18 protein-coding genes and 2 pseudogenes are annotated in these 24,608 nt (G+C 66.4%); 11 read left to right on the forward strand and 9 right to left on the reverse strand.

Annotated elements, in window-relative coordinates; all coding sequences use genetic code 11:
* Positions 1-61 precede the first annotated feature (61 nt).
* The 6 genes from IHQ52_RS04980 (at position 62) to IHQ52_RS05005 (ending at position 6,850) form a co-directional block, all read left to right on the forward strand.
* Positions 62-1,222 (forward strand): ABC transporter permease, encoded by a 1,161-nt coding sequence (locus tag IHQ52_RS04980; RefSeq protein WP_024499140.1) that lies wholly within the window; start codon positions 62-64, stop codon positions 1,220-1,222.
* Positions 1,223-1,225: 3 nt separating this feature from the next.
* Positions 1,226-2,101 carry an ABC transporter permease gene (locus IHQ52_RS04985; protein ID WP_024499141.1) on the forward strand — a complete coding sequence of 292 codons (876 nt, stop codon included), beginning with the start codon at positions 1,226-1,228 and terminating at the stop codon, positions 2,099-2,101.
* A 67-nt stretch (positions 2,102-2,168) separates the two neighbouring features.
* Complete coding sequence (locus IHQ52_RS04990; RefSeq protein ID WP_024499142.1) at positions 2,169-3,788, forward strand: ABC transporter substrate-binding protein; 1,620 nt, start codon at positions 2,169-2,171, stop codon at positions 3,786-3,788.
* Complete coding sequence (locus IHQ52_RS04995; RefSeq protein WP_024499143.1) at positions 3,785-4,672, forward strand: ABC transporter ATP-binding protein; 888 nt, start codon at positions 3,785-3,787, stop codon at positions 4,670-4,672. The genes IHQ52_RS04990 and IHQ52_RS04995 overlap by 4 nt, the downstream gene beginning before the upstream one ends.
* Positions 4,669-5,442: an ABC transporter ATP-binding protein gene (locus tag IHQ52_RS05000; protein ID WP_024499144.1), complete on the forward strand. Its 774-nt coding sequence runs from the start codon at positions 4,669-4,671 to the stop codon at positions 5,440-5,442. Before IHQ52_RS04995 ends, IHQ52_RS05000 begins: the two co-directional genes overlap by 4 nt.
* Before the next feature lie 73 nt (positions 5,443-5,515).
* Positions 5,516-6,850, forward strand: a complete 1,335-nt coding sequence (locus tag IHQ52_RS05005; protein WP_024499145.1) for an NtaA/DmoA family FMN-dependent monooxygenase — start codon at positions 5,516-5,518, stop codon at positions 6,848-6,850.
* A gap of 56 nt (positions 6,851-6,906) precedes the next feature.
* Here IHQ52_RS05005 and IHQ52_RS05010 read toward each other — a convergent pair whose 3' ends face one another.
* Together IHQ52_RS05010 and IHQ52_RS05015 are read right to left on the reverse strand one after the other, a co-directional pair.
* Complete coding sequence (locus IHQ52_RS05010; RefSeq protein ID WP_024499146.1) at positions 6,907-7,797, reverse strand: oxygenase MpaB family protein; 891 nt, start codon at positions 7,795-7,797, stop codon at positions 6,907-6,909.
* The gene (locus IHQ52_RS05015; protein ID WP_024499147.1) at positions 7,794-8,780 is read right to left on the reverse strand and encodes an esterase/lipase family protein; all 987 of its coding nucleotides are present in this window, start codon (positions 8,778-8,780) and stop codon (positions 7,794-7,796) included. Before IHQ52_RS05015 ends, IHQ52_RS05010 begins: the two co-directional genes overlap by 4 nt.
* A 289-nt stretch (positions 8,781-9,069) precedes the next feature.
* Here IHQ52_RS05015 and IHQ52_RS05020 point away from each other — a divergent pair, with 289 nt between their 5' ends.
* Positions 9,070-10,716, forward strand: coding sequence for an acyl-CoA synthetase (locus IHQ52_RS05020; protein ID WP_024499148.1), 1,647 nt, complete (start codon positions 9,070-9,072; stop codon positions 10,714-10,716).
* Between the two features lie 376 nt (positions 10,717-11,092).
* On the opposite strand, the gene IHQ52_RS05025 is transcribed toward IHQ52_RS05020, so the two are convergent.
* The 5 genes from IHQ52_RS05025 to IHQ52_RS05045 form a co-directional block, all read right to left on the reverse strand.
* A complete protein-coding gene (locus tag IHQ52_RS05025) occupies positions 11,093-12,385 on the reverse strand; it encodes a competence/damage-inducible protein A (protein ID WP_024499149.1) in 1,293 nt (430 codons plus the stop codon).
* A gap of 342 nt (positions 12,386-12,727) precedes the next feature.
* A complete protein-coding gene (locus IHQ52_RS05030; RefSeq protein WP_096274829.1) occupies positions 12,728-14,260 on the reverse strand; it encodes a catalase in 1,533 nt (510 codons plus the stop codon).
* Positions 14,261-14,353: 93 nt separating this feature from the next.
* Positions 14,354-15,571, reverse strand: coding sequence for a CaiB/BaiF CoA transferase family protein (locus tag IHQ52_RS05035; RefSeq protein ID WP_006436539.1), 1,218 nt, complete (start codon positions 15,569-15,571; stop codon positions 14,354-14,356).
* 153 nt (positions 15,572-15,724) lie between these two features.
* Complete coding sequence (locus IHQ52_RS05040; RefSeq protein ID WP_006436540.1) at positions 15,725-17,413, reverse strand: MDR family MFS transporter; 1,689 nt, start codon at positions 17,411-17,413, stop codon at positions 15,725-15,727.
* A gap of 267 nt (positions 17,414-17,680) precedes the next feature.
* Positions 17,681-18,199: a MarR family winged helix-turn-helix transcriptional regulator gene (locus IHQ52_RS05045; protein ID WP_006436541.1), complete on the reverse strand. Its 519-nt coding sequence runs from the start codon at positions 18,197-18,199 to the stop codon at positions 17,681-17,683.
* Positions 18,200-18,385: 186 nt separating this feature from the next.
* Here IHQ52_RS05045 and IHQ52_RS05050 point away from each other — a divergent pair, with 186 nt between their 5' ends.
* Complete coding sequence (locus tag IHQ52_RS05050; RefSeq protein WP_006436542.1) at positions 18,386-18,799, forward strand: DUF5313 domain-containing protein; 414 nt, start codon at positions 18,386-18,388, stop codon at positions 18,797-18,799.
* Between the two features lie 42 nt (positions 18,800-18,841).
* Here IHQ52_RS05050 and IHQ52_RS05055 read toward each other — a convergent pair whose 3' ends face one another.
* Positions 18,842-19,678: an SDR family oxidoreductase gene (locus IHQ52_RS05055; RefSeq protein ID WP_006436543.1), complete on the reverse strand. Its 837-nt coding sequence runs from the start codon at positions 19,676-19,678 to the stop codon at positions 18,842-18,844.
* A 306-nt stretch (positions 19,679-19,984) separates the two neighbouring features.
* Between IHQ52_RS05055 and IHQ52_RS23655 the strand changes: the two genes are divergently transcribed.
* Positions 19,985-20,209: a twin-arginine translocation signal domain-containing protein gene (locus IHQ52_RS23655; protein WP_157228303.1), complete on the forward strand. Its 225-nt coding sequence runs from the start codon at positions 19,985-19,987 to the stop codon at positions 20,207-20,209.
* Positions 20,109-21,673, forward strand: a pseudogene (locus tag IHQ52_RS05065) (GMC oxidoreductase). Before IHQ52_RS23655 ends, IHQ52_RS05065 begins: the two are co-directional and overlap by 101 nt.
* 68 nt (positions 21,674-21,741) lie before the next feature.
* On the opposite strand, the gene IHQ52_RS05070 reads toward IHQ52_RS05065, so the two are convergent.
* Complete coding sequence (locus tag IHQ52_RS05070; protein ID WP_006436545.1) at positions 21,742-22,386, reverse strand: TetR/AcrR family transcriptional regulator; 645 nt, start codon at positions 22,384-22,386, stop codon at positions 21,742-21,744.
* A 183-nt stretch (positions 22,387-22,569) separates the two neighbouring features.
* Between IHQ52_RS05070 and IHQ52_RS05075 the strand changes: the two are divergent.
* A pseudogene (locus IHQ52_RS05075) lies at positions 22,570-24,602 on the forward strand (OPT family oligopeptide transporter).
* Positions 24,603-24,608: the final 6 nt, after the last annotated feature.

Genomic DNA, 24,608 nt, shown 5'->3' on the forward strand with positions numbered 1-24,608 from the left:
CGAAACAAATCAGCCTGAGGATCAGGACCCAACAGCTCGAGCCGTAGATGGGAGGGATCGAATGACCGTCGATATCAGTGTCCAACCAGGCATTGTCGACCCGGGTGCCGTCGATGCACGACGTGGGGCGACTGCCGCGGGAGGCGGCAGCACCGGGACGAAGCGCCCCGGTTTCGGGGCAGTCGTGTCACGACTGTCCGAGTGGGCCTGGATCGGACGCGCGGCAGGCCGCGGCGTCGTCAACTTCCTGATCTTCGTCGTCGTCGCGTTCTTCCTCGTCCAGCTCATCCCCGGTGATCCATTGGTGTCCGCCTCCGGTGGCCGCCTGTCCGGTGCCGCACTGGAACAGGCGCGAGAATCGTATGGATTGAACGGTTCTCCGGTCTCGCAGTTCTGGACTTATGTGACCTCGCTGTTCAGCCTGGACCTCGGCAACTCGATCGCCACCGGCCGGCCGGTCGCCGAGGACATGGCCACGCGAGTCCCGGCAACCCTGGAGCTCATCGGCGCCGGCCTGTTCTTCGCCTGTCTGATCAGCTTGCCGATGTCCTACCTGATCGTGACCCGGCCGACCAACCGGTTCTCCAAAGTGCTTCGCTCTTACGCCAGTTCGGCGGGCGCGATCCCCGAGTACGTCGTCGGCATCCTGTTCCTGTTCGTCTTCTTCGCCACGCTGGCCTGGGTTCCGGCCCCGTCCGGACGGCTCGACCCGATCCTCATGCCGCCGACCGAGGTCACCGGATTCCCGATCCTCGACGCCGTCATCGCGGGCGACACCGCGGCGGCCAACTCCTACATCGCCCACCTGATCCTGCCGGTCGCGGTGATGACGGTGTCGCACTCGGCGATCCTGGTCAAGTCGCTGGTCTTGGCCCTGGACACCGAGATCGACAGTCCGGCAACCCGATTCCGGATCGCCTCCGGCGCACCACGACGGGTGGTCGTCCTGAGCGTCTACCGCAGGGCGCTGCCGTCGGCAGTCGCGATGCTCGGCATGATCTTCGGCCTGCTCCTCGGTGGCGCGGTGGTCCTCGAATCGCTGTTCGGACTCGGCGGGCTGGGCCAGTACGCAGTCGACGCGGTCCGGTCGTCGGATGTGTTCGCCCTCCGGTCATTCCTGGTCGTCATTGCCGGCCTGTGTCTGATCGTCTACTTCCTCACCGAGGTGGCCACCGGTCTTCTCGATTCCCGTCGACGCGACTCGCGCAACCAGGAGGTCTGACACATGGTCATGGCGCCACTCTCCACGACGGCCGAAACCTCCCACACGGCCCTGCGCCTCGGGAAGGCGGCCCGACTACGCGACTACGCGGGTCTGATCCCGTTCGCACTCTTGCTTCTCCTCGCGGTGTTCGGACCGATGCTGGCACCACAATCGGCCACCGACGTGGTCGGAACCCCCTCGAGCGCACCCTCGGGGGACCACTGGTTCGGCACCGATTCCAACGGTTTCGACGTGTTGTCCCGGACGCTCACCGCCTTCCGTCTCGACATCGCCATCGCGATCGGGGTGACCCTCCTCGCGACCGCCGTCGGCATCGCGATCGGATCGATCGCGGGCATGTACGGCTCGAAGGGCGGCGTGCTCGGCGCGATCGCGGCGACGCTCGGGCGCACCATCGATCTGGTCCAGGCACTGCCCGTCATGATCGGCGGGCTGGTCATCGTGTCCTTCTTCGGACGCAATTCGGTGGTCATCGCACTGGCACTGGCCCTGGTGCTCATGCCCTTCCAGGGCAGGCTGATGCGTACCGAGGTGTTGCGGACACGGAACGACGGTTTCGTGACCGCCGCGCGGATGAGTGGCGAATCGGAGCTCCGAATCCTCCTGCGCCATGTGATCCCGAACTCATGTGCACCGGTCCTGGAGAACGCTTCGGCGATTTTCGGGATGGGCATCATCTTCTGCGCCGGCCTCGGCTTCCTCGGTGTAGGCATCCCGCTCCCGACCGCGGAGTGGGGGAACATGCTCGCCGACGGAGCCGCCGACGCAGCAGTCGGACGCTGGTGGCCCGCCCTGTTCCCGGTCATCGCCCTCGCCTACTCGGTGTGGGCGGCCTCCCGGGTCACCACCTTCATCTCCCGTCGTCGCCGCGTCTGACCTGACCGGCGCGCGTCAACGGCCCCTCTGCATCCCATTCATTCCCAGAACGGAGTACCCGATACCCATGAAACGACTGTCCACCTTGGTGAGCGGAACCGCGCTCGCCCTCGCCGCCGCACTGACACTCAGCGCGTGCGGTGGCGGGTCGTCGAACAATTCCGCCGAGGGCGGCGTGGTCATCGTGACCGCGGCCCAGCCCCCGAGCTTCAGCTACGAGACGAGCGCCACCGGCTACGAGGCCGCGGAGTTCTTCCTGAACACCGGCGCGACCCTCATCCGTAACCCGTATGTCGCAGGCACGGACGGGCTCTCGGCCCACCAGGAGCTCTTCAAGTTCGAGCCGGTGCTGGCCAAGAGTTACGAGGTAAGCCCCGACGGCAAGACCTACACCTTCCATCTCAACACCGAGGCCAAGAGCGCTGCGGGCAATGCCCTCGACGCCGACGACGTGATCTTCTCGTTCAAGCGCAAGTTCGAGGTCGACACCAGCATCGTGTCGTTCGTCAGCGCTCCCGTGATCACCTCGACCGACCAGGTGAAGAAGGTCGACGATGCCACTGTCACCATCAGCATCGCCGATCCGTCTCACGGCTTCACACTGCTGTCGCTGCTGGCGAACACCCCGTACGCCATCTACGACTCCGAGGTGTTGACGGCACACGCCACCGCCGACGACCCGTATGGCGTTGAGTATTCGAAGACCAACGCGGACTTCGGGTTCGGTGCCTACAAGCTCACCAGCTACACCCCGGGCCAGCAGATGGTCTACGAGGCCAACCCCGGATACGCCCTCGGTGAGCCCGACGTGAAGCGTGTCGTCCAGCGCGTCGTCGCCGATGCCGGCCAGCGCTCGAACCTCGTCAAGAGCGGTGATGCGTCCGTCGCCACCCAGCTGCGTCCCGCCGATCAGGTCGCCCTGCGCGATGCGAACGCCGCCCAGATCTTCACGGTGCCCAGCAACGCCTACGTCTACGTTCCGCTGACCACCACCAAGGCGCCGTTCGACAACGTCGAGGTCCGCCGCGCGTTCTCGTATGCGGTTCCCTACGACGCGATCATGAAGGACGTCTACAAGGGCCGGTTGGGTCCGATCTCGTCGATTCTCAACGACACGCTCCCGGACTACAACGGCAACGGACTGAAGAGCAACACCACCGACGCGGCGAAGTCGCTGGAGATCTTGCGAAACGCGGGGATCACCACCCCGGTGAAGTTCGAGCTGACCGTCAACAACGCCGTGCCCGATCTCAAGGAGACGGCCGTCCAGATCCAGACCGCGGCTCGCGCCGCGGGATTCGAGGTCACCCTCAACGAGGTGAACTCGGCGGTGTTCCAGGAGGGACTGGCCAACAAGACGTTCCAGGCATCGATGGGCCGTGACTACGCGGTTGTGCAGTCCCCGCCGTACGTGCTGTCCCTCTTCTACACCCCGGGATCGCCGATCAACTGGCCGGACTTCGACTACGCACCGCTGAACAGCGCGATCGCAGCGGGCAACGCCTCCGGCGAGCCGCTCACGCCGGCCGCGTGGGGTGAGTGGAACGAGGCCGAACGCATCCTGCAGGACCAGATGCCCACCGTCTACATCGGATACGTGCAGCCGCTCAACGCATTTGCCAACGGTGTCGAGGGCTACGTCTTCCGTACCGACAGCGTGATCGACTACTCGGAGCTCAAGCCATGACCACGCTCACCGACCAGGTGGCGGTCGCCGAGGAGGACGTGACGGGCACCGTCGCCCCGGTCCTCGAGGTCACCGATCTGACGATCCGCTACGGCGGAGTGGAGAAAGTCCACCCGACCTCGTTCACGATCGGCCGGCGCGAGCGGGTCGCGATCGTCGGCGAGTCGGGCTCGGGGAAGTCGAGCATCGCCAACGCACTCGGCGGGTTCATCCCGCCGGGTGTGGGCGAGGTGTCGGCGGCGACGATGTCGCTGTCGGGTCGCTCGCTGCCCGCGGAGAAGGCTCAACGGATCCCGGCTCGGCGCCAGGGGATCTCGATGATCTTCCAGGACGCGATGAGCTCTCTCGATCCCATCTGGTCGGTGGGCAGTCAGCTCGCCGCGGTCCTGCCGAAGAGCAGGTACGGCTCCCGCAAGGACCGCGTCGCGGCCGCGGAGGCCCGTCTGGAGCAGGTCGGCATCGTCGAACCGCGCCGGGTCATGTCGTCGGTACCCGGCCAGCTCTCCGGCGGCATGCGTCAGCGTGTGATGATGGCGATCGCGCTGGCCTCCGAGCCGGAGCTACTCATCGCCGACGAGCCGACGAGTGCTCTCGACGCGTCCCTGGCGGTGTCGGTCATGGAACTCATGACCGGCCTCACCATCGAGAACGGGGCGTCGCTCGTCTTCATCACCCACGACATCGCTCTCGCCCGACGCTTTGCCGACAAGGTGCTCGTCATGCAGGCCGGCAGCGTCGTGGAGACCATCGCGGCGGCGGACCTCGATCACGCCACCCACCCGTACACCCGGGGATTGCTGGAGTGCATGCCCACGCTGAGTTCCGCTCAGCTGGAACGTCTTCCGACCCTCGACACGGTGATGAGAGAGGAGACCGCAGCATGAGCACGATCATCGAGGTCGTCGACGTGCACAAGCAGTACGGGCGCAAGGTGACCGCCGTCGGCGGTGTGACCACCAAGCTGGAGAGCGGCCGTGCGACCGGTATCGTCGGCGAAAGCGGTTCGGGCAAGTCGACTCTCGGAAAGATGATCGTCGGACTCACCGCGCCCACCTCGGGTCGGGTCCTGGTCGACGGCCGTGATCTGTCCCGGCTGCTGGAACGTCGTCCGGGTCGCCTCGAGTACCGCCGCAAGGTGCAGCTCGTCGCCCAGGACACCACCACCACGTTCGATCCGCGGCGGGTCGTCCGCGAGGCGATCCGCCGCCCGGCGCAGATCCTCGGCGGGCTGGACGCGAAGGCGGCCGACGCCGCCGTGGACGCGATCGTCGCCGAACTCGGGATCGCACCCGAACTCGTCGAGCGGTATCCGCATCAGCTCTCCGGCGGTCAGCGGCAACGTCTTTCGATCGCCCGCGCGCTGGTCGTCGGTCCAGACATCCTCGTCTGCGACGAGGCGGTAAGCGCCCTCGATGTCTCGGCGCAGGCGGTGGTCCTGAACCTGCTCAAGGACTACGTCAAGACGCACTCACTGGGCCTGGTCTTCATCTCGCACGGACTCCCGGCCACCGCATTCATCACCGACGACCTGCTGGTGATGAACCGCGGCACGGTCGTCGAATCCGGCGAGACGATGTCGATTCTCGACGCGCCGTCGAACGACTACACGCAGACGCTCGTCGGCGCCTACCAGGCCATGGAAACAGCGGCCTGACCCAATGATTCACCGGCCGACCCGGTCGGCGGACAACACCTCTCACAATCACTTCGCACGACAGGAGATCGCAATGTTCCACATGGGTTGGTTCCTCGGAGACGGCTTCGGCATTCACCCCTGGAGCCCCACGAACGGTGACGGTCCGTGGACCGGCACCAACCACTTGGACTGGATGAAGCCCGACATCCACGTCGACATGGCCAAGAGCCTCGAGCGTGCCGGCTTCGACTACATCCTGATCGAGGACACCTCGATGGTCGAGGACTCCTACCAGAACTCCGCCGAGACCTCGCTGCGCCGCGGTTTCATGGCCCCCAAGAACGATCCGCTGCCGCTGGTCCCGCTGATGACGCAGGCCACCAAGCACATCGGCATCATCCCGACCGTCTCGACCATCCAGTACCCGCCGTTCCTCGCGGCACGTGCGTTCACCACGCTCGACCATCTGACCGAGGGGCGGGTGGGCATGAACGTGGTCACCAGCGTCACCGACCGCGTCGCCCAGAACTTCGGCTACGAACGGCATCTCGAGCACGACGAGCGCTACGAGATGGCGATGGAGTGGATCGACGTCGTCAAGGCACTGCAGAACTCGTGGCAGGAGGGCGCAGTCATCGCAGATCCCTACGCCGGTGTCTATGCCGACCACACCAAGGTCAACCCGATCGAGTTCGTGGGCAAGTTCTTCAAGTGCCGCGGGCCGCTGAACACCATCCCGGGTCCGCAGCGTGAGGTCCCGGTCTGTTCGGCCGGTAGCTCGGAGCCGGGTCGTGTGCTCGCCGCCAATTACGACGACACCCAGATCGCCATCGTCAAGGACGCCGCAGACGCAAAGGCCTACCGCGAGGACATCCGTGCCCGGGCGGCCGCCGCCGGACGCAACCCCGACCACATCAAGGTCCTCTTCATCGCGACCCCGACGATCGCGGCCACCGACGCGGAGGCCCAGGCCGCCTACGAAGCGGCCCAGGCGTTCCGCAAGACGGACAAGGCCATCGAGTACAACCTGTGGAACATGTCCTACACCTCGGGCGGTCGCATCGACTTCGGTGCCATCGATCCCGACACCAAGGTCGGCGACATCGACCTGTCCAAGCAGAACGGCGAGTACACCTCGATCGCCGGACTGTTCGGTGGCCGCGAGGACGAGACGCTTCGTGAGGTCGTCGCGAGCAGCTTCCAGGTCAAGGACATGGGTCTGATCGGTTCACCGTCCACCATCGCCGACAAGATGGGCGAGATCATGGAGGAGGCGGGTGGCGACGGCTTCCTGTTCTACCTGCCCACCACGCGCATGAACCTGGCGATGATCTCCGACGGCCTGGCACCCGAACTGCGCCGCCGCGGACTCATCCGCGAGGAGTACACCGGCTCGACCCTGAGGGAGAACCTGCGCGCCTTCTGAGCCACGAAACACCTCGTCCCCACCCGCCGTTCGCGGGTGGGGACGAGGTTCTGTCGTCACCGGTAGGCGGCGCGGGCGTGCGGCACCATTCGGATGGCCCTGGGCAGCCGCGGGATGATCAGTCGCGACTGCAACGAGATCAGACGGAAGAGCACACGTCGTCCGGTGCCCCAGTCGATGCCGAGCAACTGGCGCAGTTCCGGTGTGAGGAGACCCGCGGTGACGGTGGCCAGGACGAGGCCGGCGACGGGACGAACCGTCGTGTTCCACACGAGCGCGTGCCGCAGGACCGGGATGTGCGGCGGTGGCTTGGGAGACGTCACCACACCGAAGACCCGATCGGTCATGTCCGACCGCTCGAGCCTGGTGCGGGTCATCTCGTCGAACCAGGTGCAGAAGGCCTCCCAGTTCTCCGGCATGTCCTGCTCGCGCACCCCGTACATGCGTCCGACCTGACGCATCTCGAGATAGAACTGCTCGACCTCGCCCGGCTTCCAGCCGCGACCGAGTTCCTTCTGCTGGGTGTAGATCCCGTGCACCAGACTCGCGTGAACCCAGTGGAACGCTTCGGGATTCAGTGAACTCCAGCGCGAGCCGTCGGGGTTCTGGCCCTTGATGTCGCGGTGGCGCTCACGCAGCCTGCGTGCCATGTCGAGCGCGTCCTCGCGGCCGTAGACGACACCCATGATCATGTCGAGCGTGCGTTCGGCGCGCCCGTACGGATCGGTCTCGAAGACGGAGAACTCGCGCACGCCGGTGGCCACCACGGGGTGGGCGACATCGATGAGCAGACGACGCGGTGCGCCCAGGATGAACGTCAGATCACCGAAAACCTTCCAGGCCACCGAATCCGGGCCCAGGGGTGCGATGCCGTCGGCCGCGATGTCGTCCGTGGCGATCTCGGTGTCGGCGGGATGATCTCGGGCGGGGGCTGGATCTGCCGTCATCTGCCTTCACTCATTCCGGGATAGAAGGGGTCGACCTGGAAACAGGGTACGCGCGTGGCCTCTGCTGGTGTCAACGCGTTTCGCACATGCCGCCAGGTGCGCTCGCTGAAGTTGATCGACAGATGTTCGGATAGATCGACCGGACAGTCGTCCTGCAGAAGGATGTTCGTGACGTTGTCGCCCTCGAGGAAGCCGTTGGTGAACGGGGTCGCGATCTCGTCGTACTTGGTGACGATCGTCGTGTAATGCGGGCCCGGCTTGGTGTCGCCGTTGCCGTAGACCTTGCGGACCAGATCCGAGTACTGCGCCTGCTGCGCGAAAGCGGGGAACAGCGCTTTGAAGATGTCGTAGCCGACAGGTCCGAATGGCGGGATGAAATACCTTACGTACGTGAGCATGTCGCCGGTCGATCCGTGGTTGCCGGGCGCGATGCCGATGACTTTGTCGACCTTCTTGTCGCCGCCGAGGAAGTCGATGTAGTAGTGCGGCAACAGGCCGCCGCCCTGCGACCAGCCGACCAGGTCGACCTTCTTCGCGCCCGTCTGACGCATGATCCGGTCGACGTTGCGTGAGACCTCGCGGGCCGACCTCTCGATGTCGTCCAGACCCTGGATGGGGAAGCTGGGGATGGGCGTGATGTTGCCGTAGTTGAACGTGTACACGCAGTACCCACGGTTGGCCAGGTAGGGAGCGCCCGCGGTGTAGGCCCACTGCGTGGTCGCCGTGGCGTTCAGCAGGATCACCGGGTTCGGGCGTTCCTTCGTCAGCGTGCACGACGGGTCGTTGGTGCCCGGCGGGGACCAGTTCGCGTCCAGCGTCTGGTTGAGCACGTTCGGAATGGCGGAGCGGAAGTCCCAGGACACGGGGTACTTCTTCGCCGGCGCGGCCCCGGCCGCGCCCACCCCGGACAGACCCAGCGTCGCTGTCATCGTGCATGCCACCGCAGCGGTGACGATCGTCGTCAACCGTCGAAAACTGAACATGTTCCTCCACCCTCGATCTGATGACAGATGTTGTCAGAGTTGTCGCGAAATCGCAACGAATCGGTAACCCGATTCCGGCAACGTTCGCCGGGTATCCGGGCGGGAAGAGTCCGCTGATCCGGCAAGCGTTGCCACCGAACCGATTTCGGCGAAGCGGACATCGACCGCTGAGTTGCGCCCTACTCTGGCACCTGCTTCGGCCATTGGTGACGACCGTGACCAACCGCGGGGTCACCCGAGCCGACCCGTGGGCGCGGACAGCGGCTCCGGCCGCGAAAGGTGGGTGGACATGGTCTCGGTGACCGGTGCGGTCGGGACTGCCGTCGAACAGGTGCAGGACGCCGTCGGAGCGTTCAAGGTGCTCAGGCGTTCGGGGCTGCTGGACCCCACACGCCCCAAGGAGCTCCTGACAACGGTCAAGCGCGCGAAGATCATCGGACCCTGCGCCTCGGTGGTGGCGCACGGGGCGGACGAGTACCCGGAAGCGGGTGCGGTCGCCGACGATCGCGGCGAACTGACCTACGGCGAGTTGAACGCGAACGCCAACGCGCTCGCGAACCACCTCGAGGCCTCCGGCGTCGAGCGAGGCTCGGTGATCGGCGTGATCGCCCGCGATCACCGAGGCCTGCTGACGACGATGAGCGCCGCGGGAAAGGCCGGCTACCGACTGGCCATGATGAACACCGGATTCGGCAAGACCCAGTTCGTCGAGGTCGCCGAACGCGAGAAGATCGTCGCGATGCTCTACGACGAGGAGTTCACCGACCTCGCCGATGCTCTGCCTGCCGAGACACTCCGGATCGTGACCTGGGTCGACGGCGAGCGTCCGGTCCCCGAAGGGGTTCGCACCCTCGACGACATCGTCGCAGACGGGGACACGGCGACGCCTCCGGAACCGGACGAGTGGGCCGGACTCGTCATCCTCACGAGCGGCACGACCGGTCTGCCCAAGGGGGCACAACGTTCCAAGCTGTCACCGTTCTCCAGTGCCCTCCTGCTCGACCGCATCCCGTTCCCGCAGCGCGGCACCATGGTGATCGTCTCGCCGATCTTCCACTCCACCGGCTTCGCCCTCTGGGGTGTGGGGGCAGCGCTGGGCAACAAGACCGTCGTGATGCGACGGTTCGACCCGGAGAAGACCCTGGCCGCGCTCGCCGAGCACAAGGCGGAGGTGCTGGTCGCGGTGCCGACGATGCTCCACCGCATGCTCGCTCTCGGACCCGACGTCATCAAGAAGTACGACACGTCCGCCCTGCGGATCATCGTCATCGCGGGATCGGCTCTGTCACCGGCGCTTTCGGAAGCGGTGCAGGACACGTTCGGTGACGTCCTCTACAACCTCTACGGGTCCACCGAGGTGGCCATCGCCTCGGTCGCGCAGCCGAAGGAACTGCGACTCGCGCCGGGCACGGTGGGCCGCCCGCCGGTCACCAGCCGGCTCGCACTCTTCGACGACGAGGGCCGTCGGATCTCCGGAACCAACGTTCGTGGAAGACTTTTCGTCCGTAACGGCGCCCCTTTCGAGGGGTACACCGACGGACGGAACAAGGAGATCATCGACGGCTACATGTCGACGGGTGACATGGCGCGCTTCGATGAGCACGGCCTGCTGCACATCGACGGCCGCGACGACGACATGATCGTCTCCGGCGGCGAGAACGTGTATCCGCTCGAGGTGGAGAACCTCCTCGCCGAACACCCGGACATCGACGACGTCGCGGTGATCGGCGTGGACGACGACGAATTCGGAAAGCGTCTGCGCGCCTTCATCGTCGCGGCGCAGGACGCGAACCCGTCACCCGAGGACATCAAGGCGCACGTGAAGGCCAATCTGGCGCGGTACAAGGTGCCACGTGACGTCGTCTTCGTCGACGAGTTGCCGCGCAACCCCACGGGTAAGCTCGTCCGCCGGCAGCTGCCCACCGGGCCGCTGTAGGTTTCGACGAGCTCAACCGGCGGGGGGACAGCTCAACCGGCGGGGGACAGCTCAAACGGCAGCCGGTAGCGAGCGCCGGCGAGCCGATACTGCCACGTGACCACGCTTAGCGAGCGGCGGCGAGCCGGTACTGCCATGTGACCACGCTTAGCGAGCGGCGGCGAGTCGATACTGCCATGTGACCACGCTTAGCGAGCGGCGGCGAGCCGATACTGCCACGTGACCACGCTTAGCGAGCGGCGGCGAGTCGATACTGCCACGTGTCCATGCTCGTTGAGCCGGTAGCGAGCGCCAGCGAGCCACCGCGTCGAAACGACGAGCAACCGCCACACAGGGGCCGCTCCACCAGTAGCAGGGGACAACTCGACAAGGGAGGTCAACCGGCGGCGGGGTCTCTCTCCAGCTGTGCGACGACCAGGTGCAGCGCGGCGGTGGTGGTGAGGGAGCGGACCCGTTCCCGGTCGCCGGGGAAACGTCGCGTGACCGTGTAGGTCGGGCGGCCCTTGACGGCGACGCCGAAGCAGACGGTGCCGACCGGTTTGGCCTCGGTGCCGCCGGAGGGTCCGGCGATCCCGGTGGTCGAGACCGCCACATCGGACTTCAGGCGACTCAGGGCTCCCTCGGCCATCGCCGCGGCGACCTCCTCACTGACCGCCCCGTGCGAGGCGATCAGTTCTGCGGGCACGTCGATCAGGTCGGACTTCGCCTCGTTCGAGTAGGACACGACGCCGCCCGTGACGTAGGCGGAAGAACCGGGGCGGTCGGTGAGCCGCGCCGCGATGAGCCCGCCGGTGCAGGACTCCGCCGTGGCGATCAGCCGTCCGTCGAGCGTCGCGATCAGCTGATCCTCGATGGTCGAGCCATCGGTCGAAAAGATCTGTCGCCCATGGTGTTCGGTGAGGAACGTCAGCAATTGCCGGTAGATCTCGGCGCCGTCGGCGGCGAAGCGGGTGACCATGTCGAGTTCCCCGCGGCGCAGACAGGTGGTGATCTCGAGGGCGTCGAATCCCGGGATCGAGTCCTCGGCACGACGCAATGTCTCGGCGAGTTCGGCCTCGTGTAGTCCGTACGCCCGGATGGTCTCCTGCGTGAGGTCGTCGGCCCGGGACAGCACCTCGGCGATGGCGGGTGAGGCGATCGCGGTCGGCCACATCGCCTGCAGCTCGACGGGTGGGCCGGGCAGGATGAGGATCGTCGGCAGCGGCTCGTCGGGTGTCGCGGGGACGGCGACGCCCGGTGCGGTGCCGGTGGGCGGTATCGCGGTGGCGCCGGCGGGAACGTGGGCCTGCTTGCGGATACCGATGCGGGTCGGTCCGTCGTCGAGGTCCACGGTGTCGGGCCGCCAGCGCCGGATGATTCCGGCGATGTGGTCCTCGAGTGCGGGGTCGAGCTGTAGGTCGCGTCCACAGAACTCGGCAACCGTCGCCACGGTGAGGTCGTCGGCCGTGGGACCGAGGCCTCCGCTGGTGACGATGAGATCCATCTGCTGGTCGGCGAGGAAACGCAGCTGGGCGGTGAGGTCGGCGGGCCGGTCACCGCAGATGGTGATGTGGGCGACGTCCACCCCCAGCTCGAGGAGCTGCTCGGACAGCCACGGCCCGTTCTGGTCGGCGATACGCCCGGTCAGAACCTCGGTTCCGGTCACCACAATGCCTGCGCGCACACTCACGGGATCGAGCCTAGTCGGCGGCGGACCAGCGGTGGTGTCTCTGGGATCGGTGGGGCCGGGTTTCGACGCGACGCCTCGCTTCGCTCGGTGTCGGCTCAACCGGCGTGTCGCCTGGTGTCGAATCCGGGCCTTGCGGAGGACGCGTCTCGAAGGGCCTGGCGAGTTCATCTCACCAGGCCCTTCGAGGCTCGTCGCTATCGCTCCTCGCACCTCAGGGAGCGAGGGGGTCGTCGCTATCGCTCCTCGCACCTCAGGGAGCGACGGGGGTGGCGCTGTCGCTCCTCGCACCTCAGGGAGCGACGGGCGCTGTCGCTCGTGGCCAAGGAGCAGTGGCGTTGCGCATCAAGCCTTTTCGGCCTTCGCCTTCTCCTGCGCCGACGACCGTGCCGGGTTGCCCTGGTCGTCCTTCTTCGGGTCGGACTCGTCCTTCTTCTCGGTGACACCCGATTTGATGCGAGCACCGATGTCGGGATCGACCCGGTGCCAGTACTCGAATGCGCGCTGCAGCACGGGTTCGGAGACACCGTTGAGGAGATGGCCGACGACGTTGTCGACGAACCGCTCTCGCGCGTCGTCGTCGAACACCTCGCGGACGAGCGTGCCGGCCTGCCCCCAGTCGTCGTCCTCGGGATGGTCGACGTAGGCGCTGCGCAGGATCTCACCGTTGGCCGCCCACTGCGGTTCGCCCTGACCGGGATACAGCGCAGAGGGGCCGCCCTTGGAGTTGGGCGCGTAGACCGGGTCGGTGACGTTGTGGATACGCATCGCGCCGTCCTTGGAGTACGAGTGGACCTCGTTCTTCGGCGCGTTCACCGGGATCTGCTTGTAGTTGCCGCCGAGTCGATGTCGATGCGCGTCGGCGTAGGAGAACACCCGTCCGAGCAACATCCGGTCGGGGCTGAAGCCGATACCCGGGACGACGTTGTTCGGTTCGAAGGCGGCCTGCTCGATCTGCGTGTGGTGATCGACCGGATTGGTGTGCAGCGTCATCTTGCCGACCTCGATGAGCGGGTAGTCGCCATGCGGCCACACCTTGGTCAGGTCGAACGGATTGAAGCGGTAGCTCACCGCGTCGTCGAACGGCATGAGCTGGACCTTGAGCGTCCAGCTCGGATGATTACCCGCGGCGATGTTCTCGAACAGGTCCCGGGTATGGAAATCGGTGTCGGCAGAGGCCATCTGGTCGGCCTCGTGCTGAGTCAGGTGTTCCACGCCCTGATCGGACTTGAAATGATACTTGACCCAGTGCTTCACGCCCTCGGCGTTGACCCACAGATACGTGTGCGAGCTGTAGCCGTTCATGTGTCGCCACGTCTTCGGGATGCCGCGGTCGCCCATCAGCCAGGTGACCTGATGAGCGGACTCGGGCGACAGCGTCCAGAAGTCCCACTGCATGTCGTGGTCGCGAAGGTTGTTGTCCTGGCGGCGTTTCTGGGAGCGGATGAAGTGCTGGAACTTCATCGGGTCCTTGACGAAGAAGATCGGCGTGTTGTTGCCGACCATGTCGTAGATGCCTTCGGATGTATAGAATTTCAGCGCGAATCCGCGCGGATCACGCCAGGTGTCGGGGCTGCCCCGTTCACCGGCCACCGTCGAGAACCGCGCCATCATCTCGGTTTTCACACCCGGCTGGAACAATGCGGCACTGGTGTAGGCCGAGATGTCCTCGGTGGTCTCGAACGTCCCGAATGCGCCGCTGCCCTTGGCATGTGGCTGTCGCTCGGGAATTCGTTCGCGGTTGAACTGGGCCATCTGTTCGATCAGATAGTGATCGTGCAGGACGATGGGTCCTCCGGCGCCGACCGTCAGGGAGTGTTCGTCACTCCCGGCCGGTGCACCCGAGTCCCGGGTTGTGTACAGCGAATCGTCGGACATATCGCCTCCGAGAGGTCGTCGTATCCGTGCAGAAAATGCGCGACCCGAGGGCTGCAGGTCCGCTTTGCCGATCCTACGCTGAGGGAATGATCGTCACGGCTGCTCGTCGGCGGTGATCCCGAACTCGCGGAGCACCGCTTCGGTGTGTTCGCCGAGTGCCGGTACCGGTCCCATCGCCAGTTCGACGTCGTCGAAGGTCATCGGCGGCAGCACCGCTTTGATCGGGCCCACCTCGGTGTCGACATCCCGCCAGCGGTCGCGTTCGCCGAGCTGGGGATGCGCCACCACGGCCTCGAGGTCACGGATCTCGGCGGCGGGCACCCCCGCGTCGGCGAGGCGGCGGTCGAGTTCTTCGGTGGTGAACCGCTTGGTCTCCGCGGCGATGATCGCATCGACCTCCGCTCGACGGGAGACGCGGTCGATGTTGGTCTTGTACCGCGAGTCCTCGGCGAGGTCGGGGCGTTCGAGCACGACGCGGGTCAGCGTGTCCCACCCGCGGTCGTTCTGGACGCCGATGAGGATGGTGCCGTCCTGGGTGGGGTACTTGTCGTAGGGCACGATCGCTGCGTGGCCGAGGCCCGCCCGGGCGATCTGGCGTCCGCCGTAGAGCCGCATGTACATGGGGTGACCCATCCATTCGACCGTGGCGTCGAACATCGACACCGACACCCGTGCGCCGACGCCGGTGGTGGCCCGGCGGAACAGTGCCGACAGCACCGACGTGAGGGCGTACATGCCGGCGGCGATGTCGGAGGACGGGATGCCGGTCTTGGTCATGTCCTCGGGGGTGCCGGTCACCGAGATGAGACCGGTTTCGGCCTGGACGAGCATGTCGTAGGCCTTGCGATCGCGGAACGGTCCCGCGTCGCCGTAGCCGGACATGTCGATGACGATCAGTTCCGGATGGTCGGCGCGCAGGACGTCGGCGCCCAGCCCGAGTCGGGCCGCGGCGCCGGGGGCGAGATTCTGCAGGAAGACGTCCGCACCGGCGATGAGCGTCCTGATCGCATCGCGCCCGGCGTCGCTCTTGAGGTCGAGTTCGACCGATTCCTTGCCTCGGTTCAGCCAGACGAAATGTGAACCCGCGCCGCCGCGCACCGCCGAGTCGTATTGGCGGGCGAAGTCACCCTCGCCGACGCGCTCGACCTTGATCACCCGCGCACCGAGGTCTGCCAGATGCCGGGTGGCCAGGGGGGCGGCGACGGCCTGTTCGAGGGCGACGACGGTGATTCCCGCGAGTGGCAGCGTGGCAGTGTCGGTGGAGTGCGGCAGCGGGGCACGGCCCGAGGTGGGCGACTGGTCCGAATTCACCGGCCAAGGATCACCCGCGCCCGTCCGGTTCGTCAACGAGACCCCGCCGCCATGCACGTCATGACGCCGATCGCGGCCGCCGTGGTGGCGGCCGCGATCGGCTTCCCTCAGTTGTCCCGCGTCACGGTCGGCGCGCTGCGGCGCGGGCGGAGGTCATGATTTTCGGTCGACCGGTTCCACAGCCGGGTCGATGACCTCCCGGCGGTCGAGGTCGGCGTCCATGCCGTCGAGGTTCTCGCCCGCGAGGACCTGCGTGAGTTCGGCATCGGCCGAGTCGGCGGCCGTTTGGGCGGCGCGTCGCTGATCCTCACCGCTGAGCCTGTTGAGGGCGACCTCCTTGATGAAGAGGACCGCGATCGTGCCGATGACGGCCATCGCCATCGAGACCAGGAAGATCCGGGCCGTTCCGTCGCCGTAGGCACCGCGGACGATCGCCGCGATCGGCGCGGGTAGTTCGTTGAGGTTGGACAGGCCTGCGCCTCCGCCGGAGCCCGTCTGGGTGATGCCGATGGCGCGCAGTCCCTGGCCGATGAGGTCGGTGACGTGGCTGGACAGCACCGCGCCGAGCACCGAGACGCCGGCCGCACCACCGAGTGAGCGGAAGAACGTCACGGTCGACGTGGCCGCACCGAGGTTGCGCGGCTCCACGGTGTTCTGCACCGCGAGGACCAGGTTCTGCATGGTCATGCCCATGCCAAGGCCCAGGGCGAACAGGAAGCCGCTGAGGACCGCCATGTTGGTGTGGGCGTCGATCGTCGACAGGAGCCCGAAGCCGATGGCCATGATCACCGAGCCGGCGAGCAGGTAGTTCTTCCAGCGGCCGTACTTGGTGATGAGGCGCCCGGACAGCGTCGCCGAGACCACCGCACCGAACACCATCGGCAGCGTGAGCAGGCCGGCCGCGGTGGGCGAGTAGCCGCGAGCGATCTGGAAGTACTGGCCGAGGAACACCGCGCCGCCGAAGAGGGCCACGCCGACGGCGATGCTGGCGATCGTCGCGAGGGTGGTCGTGCGCTCCTTGAACAGGTGCAGCGGGATGATCGGATCCTTGGCCCTGGACTCCACCCACACCGCGGCGGCGAGCAGGACGAGGCCGAGGGCGACGAGGCCGAACGACGTGGCCGAGGCCCAGTCGAAGTTCTTGCCTGCCAAGGTGACCCAGATCAGGATCGTGCTGACGCCGGCCGAGATGAGCAGTGCGCCCGCGTAGTCGATGTGGACCTCGCGGCGGATGACCGGCAGGTTCAGGGTGCGCTGGACGACGACCATGGCGATGACGGCGAGCGGGACGCAGACGTAGAACGTCCAGCGCCAGCCGAGCCAGCTCGTGTCGACGATGACGCCACCCATCAGCGGTCCGGCGACGGTCGCGATGGACATGACGCCGGCGATGGCGCCCTGGTAGCGGCCGCGCTCACGCGGGCTGAACATCGACGCGATGACGATCATCACGAGCGACTGCATGCCGCCGAGGCCGAGACCCTGGACCACACGGAAGCCGATCAGCATCGAGACCGAGGTCGAGAGACCGGAGAGCACCGAGCCGAGGGTGAAGACGCCGAGCGACAGCTGGACGAGGAGCTTCTTGCTGAAGACGTCGGACAGCTTGCCCCAGATCGGGGTGGCCGCCGTCGAGGCGAGGAGCGTCGCCGTCACGACCCAGGTGTACTGATCCTGCGTGCCGTGAAGGTCGGTGATGATCGTGGGCAGTGCGTTGGACACGATCGTGGCCGAGGTCAGGGCCACGAACATACCGAGCAGCAGACCGACGAGTGCGTTGATGCGCTGCTTGTGGGTCATCGGTGTGTCGACGGGTTCCACGCGTGGCGGGGACGTTGTCATACGGGGCTACCTCCGAAGTCGTGCGTGCACCGTGTGGACGGAGCCGAATGGCGGCGACCACAGAACATCGACGGAAGGACCTCGTCGACCTCGTGGACACAGGTGCCGGAAAAGGGCTGATGGAAACGGGGACCGGACGTGGGCCGCCGCCGTTTAGTTGAATGCTGCAACCATAGGGCGTGAAAGGTGTAACGCGCAACTAACCGGGTTATTCCCGGCGGCCGGAAACCGGTGGGGAACCGTACTGCCTGCCCTGGTCGGGGCCCGTCAGGACTCCCGGTCCACGACCGGGTCGTTGGTCGCCTCGCCGAGTCGGTGGAGCAGGCTCGTGAGGGTCCGGATGTCGTCCGGGTTCCACTGGGCCAGGCGGGCCCGCCAATCGGAGACCGCCGAGGCGAGGACGGCGTCGACGCGCTCGCGCCCGTGATCGGTGAGCGTGATCACGCGTGCCCGCGCGTCACGGGGGTCGGGGTGTCGCTCGGCGAGCCCGAGTCGGACCACCGCGTCGATCTGCCGCGTGACCGTCGACTTCTCCATGCCCACGGCGCTCACCAGGTCGGACATCGGCATCGAGTGGTGGCGGGTGAGCACGGACATGAGCGGATAGCAGGACGGGTCGAGCCGGGGATCGATCTCGCGGGCCCGCAGTCGTGTGCGGATACGGCTACGTCGCCAGAAGTCGTTGAGTTCGGCTTCGAGGCCGCCGATGGCCTCGGAATCGATGGAGGAGGCGTCGATGGAGGAGGCGTCGGTGGAGGAGGCGTCGGTGGTCGGGTCCGAGCCCATGATCGCGGAGTCCTTTCGCCGGTTCGCCGTGCCGAGACGCGGTCAGATTACCGACCGCGCTGTGTTCGAGCACACGCAGCGTGGTGGATATGCCCGATTCGGCGACGAGTTCGCTCGTGTCGATCCGGATGCGGCCACCCGAGGTCAGTGTGGCGTGCGACAACTTGCTTGGGAAGCGGCAACCACATGGTGCACGATCGAGAGGTGAGCACCACGCAACGCACGACCCCGAACGCCTGGGAGTACGTCAAGTACTGCTACTGGGCACCCCTGCCGAAGTCGATGACCGACTGGGTCGAGAACGACCTCGCAGGACCCAGGGCCTCGCTTCGGATGGTCGTGCGCTGGGCGATCCCGTGCATCATCATCCTGATCCCGATGCTCTTCGTCCCGGCGGACTGGGGCGTCCGGTTCACCATGACCGCGCCGATCCTCATCGCCTACCTCTTCTTCTCGATCGCACTGAACCGCGTGTACCGCCGGCACCGACTGGCCCAGCATGGACTCAACCCGGACCTGGTCAACCGCCTGGAGCGGGAGAAGAACTCCGACCTCTACGACGAGTACCACCGCAAGTACCGCGGCGAGCGTCGCGGCTGATCTCGATATGGCCGCGCACCCAGGTCGGTACAGGTAGTCCTCTCAGTACAGGTAGTCCTCGCCGCTCGCGCGCACGGTCACGTCCGAGAGGCTGATGCCCCAGGGCTGGTCGATGACGTGGACTACGGCGTCGGCCAGATCCTCGGGAGTGATGAGCCAGTACTTGATCGAGTCCGCGTCGGTCAGCTCGTCCGGTAACTCGCCCTGCAGCATCTGGGTGACGTGCTCCTTGTACGACGACACCCGCTGGCCGACGATGCCGCGGATCGCGCGATCGTTGACGATCCAGCTGGCCAGGTTGGTGCCGGCGACACCGGTGGGCTTGACCGTCGTGACCTTGATCTTGCCCTTCGCCTCGATGCGCAGGGAATCCGACAGCATGGTGACCGCGGCCTTCGTCGCGCTGTAGACGCCGGAGCCCTCGAATCCGCCGTTGCCGTAGATGGACGCGATGTTGACGACCTGCCCGCGGCCCTGCGCGATCATCTGGTCGTAGACCGCGGAGATGCCGTTCACGACGCCCTTGATGTTGATGTCGATGGCCTTGTGCCACTTCTCCCACGCACGTTCGTGGTCGGCGAAGAACGCCAGCGGCATGACCCCGGCGTTGTTGACGATGACGTCGATCGCCCCGAACTCCTCGACGGCCAGTGCTGCGGCCGCCCGCATCTGCGCCATGTCGGTCACGTCGGCGACCTGGGCGAGTGCCGAACCGCCCGCGGCGACGATGCCGCCGACGACAGTGTTCAGACCATCGGCGTCGATGTCGACGCCGACGACACGAGCGCCGCGAGCAGCGCATTTCTCGGCGATGACCCTGCCGAATCCACCACCGGCACCGGTGATGACGATGGTCTTGTCCTGCAAGTGATCTGACATGTACTTCCCCCGGCCGCGATGTGGTCGGGTCATCCTAACAGCGGGTGACGAACCGGCAGCGACTCGCGGCCCCGCCACGGTGCGCACCCCTCTGCACACCGTGGCCGAGGCAACGCAACACTCGAGAGGCCGGATCGGCGGCCTGCTCGGAAGACCGGTCCCGGTCGGTGTCCGCTGGTGGGGTCCGTGGTGCGGACCCGCTTGCGCTCGATTCAGTCACATGACTCAGCATCTGTCAAGCGTGCCACGCCGCGATGTCGGAATCAGGGCCGAAATCCGTTGTTGCCCTTGACACAGCGGTGGTCGATGCCAAAGTCTTCTTCGGACGGCTGCATCCCTCGCGGCCGTACGTCGTTCTCCCGCTCGCGGTCGTTCCCTTCGCAGGCCGCGAGCTACCCAGCACGTCTGCGCGGGACGTTCTCGTGCACTGATGACAGGAGACCCATGTCCGGGGCGTACCCAACGAGACGTACCTTCCTCAAGGCCGCGGCGGTCACCGCGGCCGGCGCGCCGGATTCGGCACACCCGTGAGGAGCATCGGGTGGTGGTCGTCGGCTCCGGTTTCGGTGGAGGGGTCTCGGCGCTCCGACTCGCGCAGGCCGGTGTGCCCGTGCTGCTGCTCGAACGGGGCCGTCGGTGGCCGACCGGGCCCAACTCGGAGACCTTTCCGCGTGCGTCGAACCCGACAAGCGCATGCTGTGGCACGAGTCCACCCCGAACCTGTTCGGCAAGCCGCTCAGCGTCGAACCCTATGTGGGACTGTTCGAATCGGTTGCCGGTGCGAACATGACGGCACTGTGCCCGGCCGGGCTCGGGGGTGGGTCGCTGGTCTATCAGGGGATGACGTTGCAGCCGAGCGAGGCGGTGTTCGACGAACACTTCCCCAATGCGCTCGACTGGCGGTTGATGGACCGCGTGCACTACCCGCGGGTCGCACGGATGCTCAAGGTCGCGGTGGCACCGGACTCGGTCGTGCGGTCGCCGCAGTACCTGGCGCCGCGACAGTTCGCCAAACGTGTTCGCGCCGTGGGACTCCCACTACAGAAGATCCCGATGCCCATCGACTGGGGATATGCCGAGGCGGAGCTCCGCGGCGAGATGAGACCGGCCTACACCAACGGTGACGGGTCCATCGGCGTGAACAACGGTGGCAAGCACAGCGTCGACGTCACCTACATCCGGCAGGCCGAGGGCACCGGACTCGTGACCGTGCGGACCCTGCACACCGTCCGACAGGTCACCCGGCGCCCCGACGGCAAGTGGTCCCTCGACGTCGAACGGACCGATGAAACCGGAAAAGTACTGGAACACAAGGAAATCGTCACCAAGACGCTCATCATGGCCGCCGGCAGCGTCAACACCACCAAACTCCTCGTCCGCGCCCGTGAGGCCGGCACGATCACCGACCTGCCCGACGGACTCGGACACGGGTGGGGCACCAACGCGGATCGCATCTACACCTGGACCAGCCCGCGCATCGATTTCGGTGCGGTACAGGGCGGTCCGGTGGTGTACGGCAGTCCCAACTGGAACAACCCCAAGAGTGCGTTCACCATCATCCAGGCGTCGCTGCCCCCGATCCCGGTCTACGCCGGCACCACGATGATGGTGGGTTTCGGCGTCAGCTCGGGGCGCGGCGTCATCGACTACGACTCCGCGGCGGGGGACGCGATCATCAAGTGGCCGCACGAGGGTGACTCGGAGATCCAGACCAAACACATCGACGGTGCCGTGCGCAAGATCGCCGGACCCGACGCGATTCTCACCGACACCAACGCGTTCTTCCCGTCGACCTGGCACGCGCTCGGCGGTGCCAACATGGGGACGGTCTGCGACCTCGAGGGGCGCGTCAAGGGGCAGCGTGGACTCTACGTTCTCGACGGCGCCCTCATGCCGGGTAACACCGCAGCATGCAATCCGTCCATGACGATCGCCGCGGTCGCCGAACGGGCACTCGACCACATCGTGGCCAAGGACGTGGGCACCCTCATCTGATCCGGGAGCGAAGTGTGGCTCGCTTCGTTCGCACTTCAGGAGCGAGGGACGGCTCGCTTCGCTCGCCCTCAGGGAGCGAGGGGGGTGATCGGGGCGAGCCACATGCCGGTCAGCGCGTCGACGACGATCTCGCACTGATGCTGCCAGGACGTCACCGGGTGATCACCGCTCTCGGCAGCGCGTTCGATGTCGGCCAGCGTGTTCACGATGATGTGACGCGTCATGTTGTTGCGGATCTCGAGGACGTCGCCGGGGAATTCCGGCAGCGCGCCGTAGAAACCCTCGAGAATCGCCAGCAGTGGTTTCGACTCGCCCATCTGCTCGTACAGCAGGATGGTGGTGGCCGGATCGCTCGAGACATTTGCGAAGAACCGGGCGAAGTAGGTCGGTGCGCCGAGCTTGCCGAGGTACTCGATCTCCGGACAGACCAGGCACCGGATCCAGTCACGGACCTGCGGGTTCTGGCCGACCTCGTCGACGGCCTTCTGGCGCAACCGGTCGATGGGGATGTTGTGTGTGGTGAGCGTGGCCCGGATCAGGTCGTCCTTGGAACCGAAGTGGTGACCGACCGCGTAGTTGTTGCCCTGACCGGCGGCTTTGCTGATCTGCCTGCTGGAGACCGCGGACACCCCGTGCAGGGCGATCAGCTCCTCCGCCGCGCTGATCAGCGCCTGACGGGTACGGGCAGACTGCTCCGTCTTCCCCTCGGTCATGGATAAATCATGCCCTACGCTCGCCGGCGTCCGGTGCCGGGTTTGGGACCTGTTCCCGGCGACACCAGGCCGGGTTTGCGTGGGAGCGACTGCCCGGCCATAAGGTGGATCGACTGTACTCGAGTGAATCCGGTTTGCGTCCAGCCATGGCGTGGCCGTTCACAATCTGTGTGAGGGGACCTGATGGCGACAGCGCCCACGGCCACGGCCACGGCAAGTCTGCGAGAACTGACGCTGCGAGGGGTCATCCTCGGCGGGGTCATCACCCTCGTCTTCACCGCGGCCAACGTCTATCTCGGCCTCAAGGTCGGGCTCACCTTCGCCACCGCCATCCCGGCGGCCGTCATCTCGATGAGCATCCTGCGGTACTTCGCCAATCACTCGGTGGTGGAGAACAACATCGTCCAGACGATCGCGTCCGCGGCCGGCACGTTGTCGGCCATCATTTTCGTGATCCCCGGCCTGGTGATGATCGGCTGGTGGACGGGGTTCCCGTACTGGATCACAGTCGCCGTGTGCGCGATCGGCGGCATCCTCGGCGTGATGTACTCGATCCCGCTGCGCCGCGCGCTGGTCACGGGGTCGGACCTGCCATACCCGGAAGGCGTTGCGGCAGCCGAGGTCCTGAAGGTCGGCGACTCGGCCGGCGGTGCCACGGAGAACAAGGCCGGTCTGCGCACGATCGTGATCGGCTCGATCGCGTCGGCGGGTTTCGCTCTCCTGGCCAAGCTGAAGGTCCTGAGCGACTCGATCTCCGCGACGATCAAGGTCGGTGCGGGAGGAACACTGTTCAGCGCCGGCCTGTCGATGTCGCTGATCGGCATCGGGCACCTCGTCGGCGTCACCGTCGGCGTCGCGATGCTCGTCGGCCTGCTGATCTCCTATGGCGTGCTGCTGCCCATCGAAAGCCAGAACCAGGGTGAGGCCGGCGAGTCACTCAGCGATATCGTCTCCGGCGTCTTCGCGAACGACGTCCGCCTCATCGGCGCGGGCGCCATCGCGTCGCTGCGATCTGGACCCTCATCAAGGTGATGGGGCCCATCGCGCGGGGGATCAAGGGGTCACTCGCCTCGTCGCGTTCACGTCGCGAGGGCGTGACCGTGGACATCACCGAACGCGACATCCCGTTCAACATCGTCGGCGGCAGCATCCTCGTGCTGCTGATCCCCATCGGCCTGCTCCTGTGGGACTTCGTGCACGACACCGCCCTCGAGGGCAGCGCCGCCGGGATCATCGCGGTGAGCATCGTCTTCGTCTTCGTCATCGGTCTGGCGGTGGCGGCGGTCTGCGGCTACATGGCCGGTCTCATCGGCTCGTCGAACTCCCCGATCTCCGGCGTCGGCATCCTCGTGGTCCTCATCGCCGCGATCCTCATCAAGGCGACGTTCGGGACCGCCGACTCCTCCCAGACAGACGCGCTGATCGCCTACACGCTGTTCACCGCCGCGGTCGTCTTCGGCGTCGCGACGATCTCCAATGACAACCTGCAGGACCTCAAGACTGGTCAACTGGTCGGTGCGACACCGTGGAAACAGCAGGTGGCGCTGGTGATCGGCGTGCTCTTCGGGTCCGCGATCATCCCCCCGATCCTCGGACTGATGTACGACGTCTTCGGCTTCGTGGGTGCTCCGGGAGCGGGAGAGGACGCACTGGCGGCACCGCAGGCCGGCCTGTTGTCGACGCTCGCGAAGGGCGTGCTGGGGGCCGACCTCGACTGGGGTCTGATCGGCATCGGTGCCCTCATCGGCGCGGTCGTCATCCTCATCGACGAGTTGCTCGGTCGCGCGGGGAGGTTCCGGCTCCCGCCGCTGGCGGTCGGCATGGGCATGTACCTGCCGATGTCGGTCACCCTCATCATCCCGGTGGGTGCCTTCCTCGGTCACTTCTACAACCGCTGGGCCGAACGAAGCGGCGGCGCAGTCGAACACAAGAAGCGTATGGGTGTTCTGCTCGCGACCGGCCTGATCGTCGGTGAGGCCCTGTTCGGTGTGGTCTTCGCGGGCATCGTCGCCGCCACCGGCGACGACTCGGTCCTCGCCATCGTCGGCGACGGCTTCGACACCTGGGCTCAGATCCTCGGCGTGATCGTGTTCGCCGGCGTGGTCGCCTTGCTCTACGACCGCATCGCCAAGCTCGCCACCGCCAGCGGCGTCGTACCGAGCAAGGCCGACACGGCCGGCGTCGACGACACCGTCAGGTCCGACCCCCACAGCTGAGGACCT

Source organism: Gordonia amicalis, from assembly GCF_022059885.1.
Taxonomy (GTDB): domain Bacteria; phylum Actinomycetota; class Actinomycetes; order Mycobacteriales; family Mycobacteriaceae; genus Gordonia; species Gordonia amicalis.